Raw genomic sequence first — 12,896 nt, 5'->3', positions numbered from 1 at the left:
TTATAACTCCGTAAATTCCCCGATAACCGGCAACAAATCGTGATTTTCACAGGATTGCTCTGAGTGCTGCGTAAAATTGATTAAAGTACAGCCATAACTCAGGGAGCATCTCAGTTTGGCAAAAACATCGTTCCTCCACCAAGTGTTATCAAAGTGTTGGCAGTATGGGCTGCCGGTGCGCTGCCCCCAGATGGAACCCATTCCCATTAAATGATGTACCTGCCATCCACTGCCAAAAACCCTCATAGCTCAGATGACGCTGTGGAAATTTACAGTCACTTTTTCTATTACCGGGGAGTAAAAAAGGCTCAGCAAGGAGATTACAGAGGAGCAATTGAGGACTGGAATCAGGAATTGCAGTTGCATCCTGATTTTGCTCCCGCCTACTTTGATCGGGGCAATATCCGCCGCAAACTGAAAGATCCTCACGGTGCCATTGAAGATTACACCGAAGTTTTGCAGATTTCTCCTGACTGTGCCGATGCTTTCTTCAAGCGAGGAAACGCCCAGCGTGAAGTCGGAGAGAATGAAGGCGCTATCGAAGATTACACTGAAGTGCTGCGGCTCAATCCCTACTTTGCAGAAGCCTACAATAATCGAGGCAATGCCCGCCGTGAATCAGGAGACGCTCAGTGTGCGATTGAAGATTACGACAAGGCTTTGCATCTCAATCCCTACTATGCCAAAGCCTACTACAACCGGGGGCTGGCTCATCGCCTCCTGGGAAAATCTCTGGCAGCCATTGAAGACTACAGCCAAGCGATTCGAGTCAATCCTGACTATGCCAAAGCTTACTACAATCGGGGTTTCATTTACTGCGATTTGGGAGTTAAGCAAAAAGCCCTCACAGATTTGCAGCACGCCGCCAATCTGTTTTTGAAACACCGGCACCTGACAGCCTACCGCAAAATTATCGCGGATATTAAAAACTTAGAGGGTTAAAGCGGCGATTTTAGGTTGTTAGATTTTGGTGTGCGAAGCCGGCAACCAATGAGCCATAACATATAAGGTTGAGTTGATTCCTAAGAAGTAGATTTTTTATGAGTGTGGCACCGTTTCTATTTGTAACCGATTTAGACAATACCCTCGTCGGGGATGACGACGCGCTAGAAGTCCTCAACCGGCACCTGAGTCAACACCGGCAAGCGCACGGAACTAAAATCGTTTATTCTACCGGGCGATCGCTCACCAGTTACCGGCAGCTAAAAGCGGAAAAATCGCTCCTCGATCCGGATGCCTTAGTCACATCCGTAGGAACCGAAATCTACCATTCCAACGATGATACGCCCGATCCTGCCTGGGCAAACGCCCTCTCCCAAGCGTGGGATCGGGATTTAGTGGTTGCTAGCACTAGCCATTTTTCCGATCTTGTGCCTCAGCCACAACCTGAGCAACGCCCGTTTAAAGTCAGTTATTTTCTCACAGAAGAAGCTGCTGTGGAGGTGCTGCCTCAGTTGAAAAGTGTGTTAAAAGAGCGCGGTTTAGATGTCAAGCTGATCTACAGTGGCGGCAAAGACCTCGATATTTTACCCCGCCACGGCGACAAAGGCTTAGCCATGCAATTTCTCCGCCGGCAGTTGGGAATTGATGCCAAACAAACCGTGGTTTGCGGGGATTCTGGTAATGATATTGCTTTGTTTGCTGTTGGCGAAGAACGCGGAATTATTGTGGGGAATGCCCAGCCAGAATTGCGCCGGTGGCATGATGCTAACTCATCGGAGGCTTTATACTTGGCTAAATCTTCCTGTGCCGGTGGCATTTTAGAAGGTTTAAATCACTTTGGCTTTTTGTAATTTCATGCCGGCAAACTTAGCCTAAATTAAACCTGCCTTTTTCATCGGGTACGTGAGTCACGACATTGGATTTAATGGCAAAGCATTCGGATAGGAAAATTGCCGGCATTCCTGATAAATTGCTTTCCGAATGCTTTACCCCTACAGCCTTAATTTTTTAAGATTATTGTGCAAGTTATGACTCCGCTAATTTTGTAGCTCAGTGATTAGATTCTTGAACCAAACAGTCGAGTTCTAACTGCATTTTGCTGCGGACTTTTTCATAACACTCATCTACATAATCACGGTTGCCGGCAGCCTGACGCCCGTAGCGCTCAAATACAATGGGTGCACAGACGCGAGTGTGAATGGGCAACGGTAACGGAATGTGTGGCAAAGGGCCAATTCCCAACCCCCAAGGCAATCCTAAATAGATCGGAAAAACCACTGGATCGATGCCTAGTAACCAAGGCATTCCCCATTCATGAAGTTGCCGGATTTGCTGATAAAAATCTGCCAAAATAATTAAAGAATCGTGAGCGCCGGTGGAGATAATCGGTACGATTGGCGCTTCTTCTCGCAATGCAAGTTTAATAAAGCCCTTGCGTCCCGCAAAATGAATTTTATGGCGCAAAGAGTAAGGGCGAAAAGTATCTTGAGCACCGCCTGGATAAACAACAACGGCTGCATCTCGCCGGAGAGCATCAATTGCCATTTTAGGATGTGCGAGAACTGCTCCGCAATTCACGGCTAATCGGGCAATTTCTGGCGAAACTTTCCAAACGGTTGGATGCATCAGTCCGTAAGCTAAACGTTCTGTACCAAATCTGCGAAACCAGTCATACATAAACATAAACATATCGGGCACAATGATGCCGCCATTGTGAGAACCCACAACCAGCATCTTCCCCTCTGCCGGGATATGATGCCAGCCATCAGTTTTCACCTGAAAATAGTGATCGTAAAGCCATCCCCACAGCGGCAGGAAAAACTTAATCACTTCAGGATCTCGCTCATCTAATGACCAACCATCAAACCGAGGCGGAGAGCTTTGGCTATTGCTTACCGGCTCACTTGTCGTAACATCAAAAAAATCTAACACTGGTTTTTAACGACTCCACACACCAAAATTGCACTGTTTAGAATATTAATGCGAACGTGGCTATGAAGTAAAAAATTACTGCTTTTTCGCTTCCAGCCGTATCCGAGGAGGGTTGAAGTGCAAAGTAAAGAAAGACAGCATTCGCTGCAAAACTGGATAACTTGCCTAGATGAGTGAAAAACTTCCTAAACCGATAACAATTGAAAATAAGTCCGCGCTGCAGGAAAAGACTGGCGAGGAATTATTCATCGGTTAAATAACGTTTGGTTGGCGTTTCACGGATGGAAATAATCGTAAATTTGCTGAGCTAAACGCGGCCCAATTCCAGGTGCTTCAGCTAACTGTGCGGGAGTGGCTGCACGAATGTAGTCAATTGAGCGAAAATGCGCCAGCAGTTGCTTTTGCCGCTCAAATCCTAAACCGGCAATTTCATCTAAGCGAGATCGCTTTAATGTATCGCTTCTCTGCTGCCGGTGGAAAGTGACGGCAAAGCGGTGCGCTTCATCCCGCAGCCGGCGCAACAACTGCACCCCTGGCTGTTCTGCCTCTGTTTGCAGTGGCTGCGACTCACCGGGTAAGAAAATTTCCTCTCGCTGCTTGGCTAAACTCACCACTCGTAACTCTTCCAGCAAATTCATCTCCTGCAATACCGCAACCACTGACGATAGTTGACCTTTGCCGCCGTCAATCATTACCAAATCTGGCCAGTCGGGATTACCGGCCCGTTGCAATTGCGGATCTTCAGCATACTTGCGAAAGCGACGCCCGATTACCTCAGCAAGGCTGGCAAAGTCATCGGAATGACCGGCCTTAACGTCAGGATTCTTGATTTTGTAGTGCCGATAATGCTGTTTTGCCGGCAACCCATCAATAAACACCACCTGCGACGCCACCGCATTTGAGCCTTGGATGTGAGAAATATCGTAACCTTCAATGCGGTGCGGCAAATCTGCCAAATCGACAATGTCAGCTAAATCTTGCATGGCTTGGGAATTGCGATCACCCAGCTTTTGCATCCTCGCCAATTCATGCTGAGCGTTCCGCTCCACCATCTCAATCAATTCTGCCTTCAGTTGCCGCTGCGGGGCAAGAATGGTGACTTTTCGACCCTTGCGTTCGCTTAACCAATCGGCTAGCATTTCCGCTTCTGGCAACTCATGCTGCACCAAAATCTCAGATGGAATTTCCACCGGCTCTACAGTTTGATAATGTTCCTCTAACACTCGCTGTAAAATCGCTCCCGATTCGATTTGAGGAGAAGCAGAGAGGGGAACTGGGGGAGTGGGAACTTCGGCGACAAATCCCAAGCGTCCTACTAACTGGCCGGCACGAATTTGGAATAGCTGAACGCAGGCGTGTTGCGCGTCAGAGGCTAGAGCAATCGCATCCCGCGACACGGTATCATCCGGCAAAGAAACCTTTTGATCGGCATTGAGCGCTCTTAAACCCCCAATCTGATCGCGAATTCGCGCCGCCTGCTCAAAGTTAAGCTGTTCTGCGGCTTGTTCCATCTGCGCTTTCAAAATGTCTGCAAGTTCTTGCGTTCTTCCTTGGAACACCATCGCGACTTTCTGCACGATTTTGCGATAGTCTTCTGGGGAAATGAGCATCTGACAGACACCCGGACAGCGTCCCAAATCGTAGTTTAAACAAGGCCGGTCTTTAAACAGCGGTTGAGGTCGCTGCCGCAGCGGGAAAATTCGCTTAACGATATGCAGGGTGTTCCGCAACAGGCGCACATCCACATAAGGCCCATAGTAACGGTCTTTTGCTTGACTGGCTCTGCGCTTGCGGGTGATGAAAATGCGGGGGTAATCTTCTGACCAAGTAATGCACAAATAAGGGTATTTCTTGTCATCTTTGAGCAACACATTAAAATAAGGCAAATGTTGCTTGACAAGATTTGCTTCTAGTGCTAAAGCTTCAGCTTCTGTATCTGTGACAATAAATTCAATTTCCGCCACCTGCTGCACCATCATAGCGATGCGTTCGCTGAGGTTCTGCCGGTCACGAAAATAGGAACGGACGCGAGAGCGCAATTTCTTGGATTTACCGATGTAGAGGATGCGATCACTCGAATCTCGCATTAAATAGACCCCTGGTTCCCCCGGAATCTCCTTGAGCCGGCTTTCCAAGCGGTCTGGATCTTTAACAAGCGGCAGCGTTTTGGTGGATGGCATGACAGGCAGGTTCGCTCAATGTCTAACACCATCATAGAAAAACCGCCGCCAACAGGAGGGAGGAATTCCCGACCAGATTTCCGTATGTCCTGCGCTTTATAACTTTGCCATGACTTTAGGCAGATTGAAGGCGGCTTTGTTGTTGATATTGTTGCCGAATGGGAAGTTCAATAATAAACTCTGCTCCTCTATCAGAATTTGAAATGCACGTCAAAAGACCGTTGTGTTTTTCCTCGACAATTTGCTGGCTAATTGATAAACCAATGCCGGTGCCTTTACCAATCGGTTTCGTCGTAAAAAATGGCTCAAATAGGTGAGTTTTAACATCCTCACTGATGCCAGGGCCATTGTCTGTAATTCGGATCATCACTTTGTCATTGTCACTCGCTTCAGTGCGAATCCAAATCTTATTGGGAAAAGCTTTGATGTCAGCGCTTGATCGCTGCCGGTTGTAATCTTCTAAGGCATCAATTGCATTGGCTAAGAGGTTCATAAATACCTGATTCAGAGAGCCGGCATAGCACTCGACTTGAGGCAAATCGCCATATTCTTTGATCACTTCAATCGCGGGCCGGTCTGCTCTAGCTTTGAGCCGGTTTTGCAGAATCAGCAGCGTACTATCAATGCCCTCATGAATATTGACTGACTTCATCTGCGCTTCATCGAGCCGCGAAAAGATCCGCAGCGATTGGATAATTTCGCGGATGCGATCTGCCCCGACTTTCATAGAACCCAGCAGTTTAGGCAAATCTTCTACTAAAAATTCTAGATCGCTTGTTTCAATTTCTTCTTCAATTTCTGGGCCTGGATTCGGAAACTTTGATTTGTAAAGATTCAATATTCTTATTAAGTTTTGAGTGTAGCTATGAGCGTAAGAAAGATTTCCATAAATAAAGTTAACGGGATTGTTAATTTCATGAGCCACCCCGGCAACCAACTGACCCAAAGAAGACATTTTTTCACCTTGAATCAATTTGCTTTGAGTTTGTTTCAATTCTGCAAATGCTTGTTCTAACCATTTAGTTTGAGTTCGCAGTTGTGCTTCTGATTGCTGCAATGCCATCTCCGCGCTCAGGCGCTCTTCGATTTCCTGTTTCAGCATATCGTTGGATTGCCTCAGACGCTGATTAGATTGAGAAAGTTCAGCAGTTCTTTCCTCAACCCGGTTTTCTAAATCTGCTGTCAGTTCTAAGAGAGCCATTTGTGCGACGGTTCGCTCTTTTATCTCATGCTGCAATCGCAAATTTTGTTCTTGGAGTTTTTTAGTTAAGTTGTGAAGACTCATGTGGATGTTGACACGAGCTAAAACTTCTTCATGCTGAAGTGGCTTAGTGATGTAATCAACTGCCCCAATAGTTAAGCCTCTCACTTTATCGACAGAGTCAGAAAGCGCCGTCATAAAAATTACGGGAATATCTTTGAATGATTCATTCGCTTTCAGCCGGCGGCACGTTTCAAACCCATCAATTCCTGGCATCAACACATCCAGCAAAATCAGATCGGGGGGTGCATATTCCACCTGCTCAAGTGCATCTTCACCATCCTGTGCTACAAAGACTTTGAAGCCGGAATCACTTAAGAACTCAAACAAAACTCCTAAGTTAGTGGGAGTGTCATCGACGATTAAAATAATGCCTTTCTCAGTGTTTTTAACATTCATTTATCGATCCCTCTGTATTTATTTAAAAATTCACGAATTTGTTTAACTTGGAAGCCTTTCGCGAATTGCTTCAGTTCTGTGGCAAACGGGATGTATTGAGTATCCAACTCTTCAAGTTGGGTTGCTTCCTCCTGAATGCCCTTGAGGTCACCCATCATCGCCAAGTCCCAGAAAACCGCGATTTCTTCTGCCGGCGGAGCGACAATTGAGTCGTTATTTTTAAATCCTAAATCTTGAGGTTTTTCGGGTTTTTTAGGTTTGCCATTGGGGGTTTCTTCGTAAACCCATTCCAGCTTCAAGTGAATTCGTAGTTTTTCTAAAAGTTCCTCGGTTCTCACCGGCTTAGGGAGAAAGTCATCGCAGCCGGCATCCCAACTTTTCTGTTGTTCAAAATCAAAAACGCTGGCTGAAGAGGCAATAACCACAACCCCGGCAAATTCGGCAGACTTGCGAATGCGTCTGGTTGCTTCAAAGCCGTCCATCACCGGCATCACCAAGTCTGTCAAAATTAAATTGGGTTCAAATTGGGCTGTTTTTTCCAAACATTCTTGACCATTTGCTGCTTCAGCAATTTCAAATCCTAGAGGCTGAAGCAACCCAACTAAAATTGAGCGATTTTCCTGCTTGTCATCCACTACCAGAATTCTTCGATTCGTGCCTTTGAAACCAATAATTGTTCGCTCGTCTAATTTAAAGCGATTCGTCAATTCTGGCAGTGTCAGTAAATCTAGCTCGAAAAAGAAAGTGCTGCCTTTTCCGGCGGTACTTTTCACCTTAATTTCGCCGCCCATCATTTCCACTAATTGCCGACTAATGGCGAGTCCTAATCCCGTTCCTTCTGCCTTACGATTGTGTTCACCCACCTGATGAAAGGGCACAAATATCTCGGCTAATTGTTCAGCAGTCATGCCAACGCCGGTGTCTTCCACTTGGAAGCGAACTTTCACAGTTGGAGATTCGGGATTATCAATTGGGGAATTGCTAGATTCATCGCCTGCCGGCACCCCAACTTTGAAGACAACACCACCGGCTTCGGTAAACTTAACAGCATTGCCCAGTAAGTTAATTAAAACTTGTCGCAATCGTTTCTCATCAGCCCGGATGCCGGCGGGAAGTTGAGTGAGGGGTTCGTAACTCAGCGAGATTCCTTTTTGTTCGGCACGAATATGGCAGATTTCGGTAATTCCTTCTAAAAATTCAGGAAACCGAAATTCATTAGCGTGGATTTCCATTTTCCGCGCTTCGATTTTAGAAAGGTCTAAAATGTCGTTAATCACATTTAACAGGTGATCGCCGCATTGATAAATAATATTGACGGAATCTTTGTGCGAGTTGCTTAAATTCCTGTCTCGTTTAAGGATTTGAGCGTAACCCAAAATTCCATTGAGGGGAGTTCGTAGTTCATGGCTCATATTTGCTAGGAATTCGCTCTTGGCGCGGCTCGCTGATTTAGCTATTTCTTCAGCTTTTTGTAAGTGGATATTTTTTTCTTTTAACTCTTGGGTTCGTTGTTCTACTTTGGCTTCTAGGGTGTGATAGAGTTGGGCGTTTTCCAATGCAACTGCAGCTTGTCCTGATAATATCCGCAAGACTTCCAATCGCCTGGGGGTAAAAGCACCTGAAGTTAAATTGTTTTCCAAGTAAAAGATGGCGGTGAGTTGACCTTGATAGAGGATAGGCGTGCAGAGAACTGATTTTGGCTGATGTTGGGTGATGTAAGGGTCGGTGTTAAAGATTTCCTCGCTTCTTGCATCGTTTAATACAAGTTCTTTCTGAGTTCTGGCAACATAATTAAGCACCGACATCGGTAACTGCTGGCTCGTTGAAACCGGCACCGATTCCAGCACTCGCACCTCATCTTTAGTCCCCTCTGCCCCTAGGAAAAGTTGTCCGTTTTTCAGCAAGATGAGTGAGCCGGTTTGTGCGCCGGCATTTTCTATCAAGATTTTCATTAACTTGTCAAGCAAGCTAGATAAAACAATTTCCCCGGCAATCGCTTGCGACGCTTTCATCAACGTTGCTAAATCTAGCAACTCGGTTTGGCTGCCGGTGGTGGTTAAAGAGGTAATCGTTGCCGTATGATCAAGGGGCATTTCTGTGCCGGTTGAGCGCATAATTAATTGCGGGTATCGGGCCTCCAAATCTTCGACTTTAGCCTTCGCACCCCAGCGGATATAGCCATAGTAAGCATCGGTCATGTAGGTTTTAGCAATCTTCTCTCTACCTAGAGATAGCTGAAACTCTGCTGCCAGTTCATTGGCTAATGCTTCTTCTTGGATATATTTCTGCGCTTTGGCGGCTTGAATTGCCCGTTCGTAATAATCGATTGCTTCTTCCCGCCGTCCCAAAATCCGCGCCTTTTCCGCTTCTACCAAGTCATACTTATGCTGGAAATTTGACGGCGCATGAAATGCCCATGTCTTCATTTTTTCTTGATTGGCTACCACCTGAGTAAGGTATTCTTCTTTGTCGTCTGCTTCGGCTGCTGGATACAATGCGAGGAGAGCAAGAGAGTGGTAGAAGTTGTAAAAGATATTATGAATGGTTCCCACCCCGAAATGGGCATTTTGGGCTGCTAAAGTTGCGCTGGCTACTGTTCCCTTGTAATCTTTAAATGAATACAGGAGAATGGTTTGAGCAACATAATATAGCAGCCGCAAAGTTCCATTGTTACCTTCTTTAATGATAGGAAGCATTTCTTCTTCATTAAAAACATTGCCGGCCAAACGCAATTTATCCGGGGCTTTGCCGAGAAGATTTTTAATCAATTGACCATAAACTTTGAGAAAGTTAATATCATAATCTTGCTTGCATTTGATGGTTAAAGCAAGGTATTTTTCATGTTCAACTTCCATTTTTTGCAGTTGTTCACCTTTGAAAAATGCGAAATTGCAATAATTCGCAGCATCATGGCAAGCAAATTCTAAATCTCCAACTTCTAAACCGCTTTGAGTCCCTTCGAGCAACGGTTCTAGATTTTCACTAAGATGATTTTTCCAGTGATTAATCAGGGCATACAGTATACAAATAATCTTAGATTTTAGGGTGTTGCAGTCAAGTTTTTTCAACAAAGGAACAGCGAGTTTACCAAATTGATAGCCCGACTCTATCTCTCCCATTGCCCCAGACAAGAGACAGCCATACCAAACATAAGCGTAGGCGGATTCGGGTGAATTTCCATATCGGATAGACAAAGAGATCATTGTAAAAAGAATCGGTGGCAGCATCGCCGCATTTCCGAGATAAGCCGCTGTCACGCTCGTCTTTAATATTCGCATGGAGGCGAGTTTGTCGAGATCTGTCATTGCCGGCAGATCAGCTAAATGATCAATAATCAAATTTTGAGGCGGTTCTTGCTCCAGGCGAACCCCAAACATTTCCAGAACGCTAACGCTGGTATCTATCGCTGATTGCAACTGACTTTGAGCGATATCAAACTGAATTTTTAGCTCGTATACTTTGACTTTTTCGAGGAGTGTTTTTGCAGATTTGAGAAGAACCTCAGAAAGCTGATTCAATTGCTCAAAATTACCAATCAAGTATTCGGCTTCTGCGGTTTCCAAGTAAAGGGTGAACGTTAGATCATATTGATGCTGCCAGCTATCTGAGGCAAGAAGTCCTAACCCCACATTCAAATATTTGACAGCGGACTCATGAGCGGTTGCTGCTTTAGCTTTTTGACCGGCAATCAAATTTAGCTCAGCCAATTCATATTTTTCTGACTCAGATACAAGCAAATCCGTCCCGTAATTCAGTTGATTAACTAAAGCAAAAATATTTTCTTTGCGGTCTTCTGGGGTGGTATTTTGTAGGAGTAATTGACCAATTCTTAGGTGTGTTGCTTTCTTCTCTTCATCGGGAATCAAAGAATAAGCCGCTTGTTGCACTCGATCATGTAAAAATTTGTAGTCTACCTTGACATCCGTTAAAGTAATTCCGCTTGATTCTTCCTGGCTAAATACGAGGGGAATTTTGTAGTCATTGCTTAACGGTAAAATCAAACCGGCCTGAAGTGCCGGCCACAATTGTGCGGCTGTGGCTAAGGAAGATTCTTGTCGGACAACACTCAAAACTTCTAAGTTAAACGTGTTGCCAATACATGAGGCCAGTTTTAAGACTTTCTGTGTATCTTCTGATAGTTTCCGAATATTTCGAGCAATTAAATCAACAACGTTATAATCGGTGATACCAATGGATTGAATTTGCTCAAGATTCCACTGCCAAGCACCCGAATACAAGTCATAAGTTAACAGGTCTTCTTGAGCCAGCGTTTTGAGTATTTGTGTTAAGAAAAATGGATTTCCTTGTGTTTTGTTAAAAAGCAGTTCGGCTAGCTGCTTTGACTGAACAGACTCATTTAAAGTATCGGAAATTAATTGTCCGACATGAACAAGTTCTAATGGGCCAAGCACAATATTATTGACGGTTGCACCGGCAGCTTGGATCTTCTCAATCGTTTGAATTGTAGGATGGGTTGGAAAAACTTCGTTATCTCGATACGCGCCAATGAGCAATAAATACTTGCTATCGCTATCCGTCATCAGCAATTCAATTAATTTCAGGGATGCTGAATCGGCCCACTGCAAGTCGTCTAAGAAGACAACGAGGGGATGTTCTTGGGTTGTAAATACGCCAATAAATTGTTTAAAGACGCGGCTGAAACGGTTTTGCGATTCAGTTGCCCCTAATTCAGGGACAGGAGGTTGTTTGCCGGTTATAAGTTCGATTTCGGGGATGACATCGATAATGACTTGCCCGTTAATCCCTAAAGCAAATAAGAGTTTTTCTTTCCAAAGGTGAATTTCTGCTTCGCTTTCAGTGAGTAATTGCAGAATTAAGGATTGGAAAGCTTGAATCAGAGAGGCAAAAGGGATATTTCGCTTGAATTGGTCAAATTTGCCGGCAATAAAATATCCCCGCTGCCGCACAATGGGTTTATGAACTTCATTGACTAAAACGGTTTTGCCAATCCCGGAATAACCGGAAACAAGCATTAGCTCGGTTGCGCCCCCGGCTACCCGATCAAAGGTTTCCAAAAGTCTCGAAACTTCCGCTTCACGCCCGTAAAGTTTTTGCGGAATATTCAATAAACCGGCTCGATCTGCACTGCCCGGAATAAAACCAGAAATCCTGCCAGTTGTTTGTAGTTTCATCAAACAAGTTTCTAGGTCAAATTTTAACCCTTCTGCACTTTGATACCGATCTTCAGCCATTTTGGCTAATAACTTCATCACCATTGAGGAAATTGCCTCTGGAATTTCTGAATTTAGCTGCTGAGGCGGCACCGGCATTTTCGCAATATGGCAGTGAACAAATTCTAAAGGGTCAGTTGCAGAAAAAGGCAGTTGACCTGTCAGCATTTCATAAAAGGTGACACCCAAGGAGTAAAAATCAGTGCGATAGTCTATTGACCGATTCATTCTGCCGGTTTGCTCCGGCGACATATAGGCGAGAGTGCCTTCTAACAAGTTGGGATTGCTGAGGGTTTGGTTTTCTCTTTCTAAGCGAGAAGCGATGCTAAAGTCGATGATTTTAACCTGAAATGTTTGGGGGTTAATCAGGATATTGTGGGGCTTGATATCTTTATGAATAATTTTATTTTTATGCAAGTCTCCTAAAATTTGCACTAATTGAATTGCCACCATAAAAAAATCGTTAAGTTTCAGGTGGTTTTGATCTGTTAAATAATCTTTGAGAGACTGGCCGGCAAAATGTTCTAAGATCAGCGCTAAACCATTTTGAGAGTTTTCTAAGGCGATAGATTTTACGACTCCTTCAATTTCCAGATTCTCCAAAATTTTATATTCATGTCTTAAGCGGGTAATCTCGTCTATGGTGGGATACTCAGCTTTAAGGGTTTTAACAATCACTGATGTGTTCGCTATCTCTCTTGTCCCGCTATAAATAACTGTTTTAAATCCTGTATGAAGGGTTTGATTTAGTCGGTAGCCAGGTAGTGTAATAGTCATTTTAGTTAAGTAAAGTTTGGTAAGTTTAATAGATTTCTCTAAGGTGGGAAAAAAGACAGAGTCCGGAGAGTTTAGTTGATCCATTCGCTCGAATGTAACTTTGCTCTCCCTTCCAAGCTACCGTTTCTAGACAATTCTCCTAAATTGTCTCGCAGCATTTAGCTTCCCTTATAGCTGTTTCAAAGGAGGAAGCTAGAGTTAAAGTTCCCCTGG

General features: G+C 44.6%; 6 protein-coding genes. 2 read left to right on the top strand and 4 right to left on the bottom strand.

The features are described 5' to 3' along the window. Window positions 1-210 precede the first annotated feature (210 nt). Window positions 211-942 (top strand): tetratricopeptide repeat protein, encoded by a 732-nt coding sequence (locus tag H6F73_RS13105; protein WP_190759159.1) that lies wholly within the window; start codon window positions 211-213, stop codon window positions 940-942. A gap of 98 nt (window positions 943-1,040) precedes the next feature. Then, window positions 1,041-1,793 carry a sucrose-phosphate phosphatase gene (locus tag H6F73_RS13100; protein WP_199330516.1) on the top strand — a complete coding sequence of 251 codons (753 nt, stop codon included), beginning with the start codon at window positions 1,041-1,043 and terminating at the stop codon, window positions 1,791-1,793. A gap of 199 nt (window positions 1,794-1,992) precedes the next feature. Here H6F73_RS13100 and H6F73_RS13095 read toward each other — a convergent pair whose 3' ends face one another. The 4 genes from H6F73_RS13095 to H6F73_RS13080 all read right to left on the bottom strand — a co-directional run bounded on the left by H6F73_RS13095 (window position 1,993) and on the right by H6F73_RS13080 (window position 12,683). Beyond that, the gene (locus tag H6F73_RS13095; RefSeq protein ID WP_190759158.1) at window positions 1,993-2,874 is read right to left on the bottom strand and encodes an acyltransferase family protein; all 882 of its coding nucleotides are present in this window, start codon (window positions 2,872-2,874) and stop codon (window positions 1,993-1,995) included. A 275-nt stretch (window positions 2,875-3,149) separates the two neighbouring features. Beyond that, the gene (gene uvrC, locus H6F73_RS13090; RefSeq protein ID WP_190759157.1) at window positions 3,150-5,054 is read right to left on the bottom strand and encodes an excinuclease ABC subunit UvrC; all 1,905 of its coding nucleotides are present in this window, start codon (window positions 5,052-5,054) and stop codon (window positions 3,150-3,152) included. 115 nt (window positions 5,055-5,169) lie between these two features. Next, window positions 5,170-6,714 (bottom strand): response regulator, encoded by a 1,545-nt coding sequence (locus tag H6F73_RS13085; protein WP_190759156.1) that lies wholly within the window; start codon window positions 6,712-6,714, stop codon window positions 5,170-5,172. After that, window positions 6,711-12,683: a hybrid sensor histidine kinase/response regulator gene (locus H6F73_RS13080; RefSeq protein ID WP_190759155.1), complete on the bottom strand. Its 5,973-nt coding sequence runs from the start codon at window positions 12,681-12,683 to the stop codon at window positions 6,711-6,713. Before H6F73_RS13080 ends, H6F73_RS13085 begins: the two co-directional genes overlap by 4 nt. Window positions 12,684-12,896 lie beyond the last annotated feature (213 nt).

This window comes from Microcoleus sp. FACHB-68 (assembly GCF_014695715.1).
In the GTDB taxonomy this organism is placed as follows: Bacteria; Cyanobacteriota; Cyanobacteriia; order Cyanobacteriales; family Oscillatoriaceae; genus FACHB-68.
Note: the sequence above shows the minus strand (reverse complement) of the source record. Positions and strands in the feature narration are given on the sequence as shown.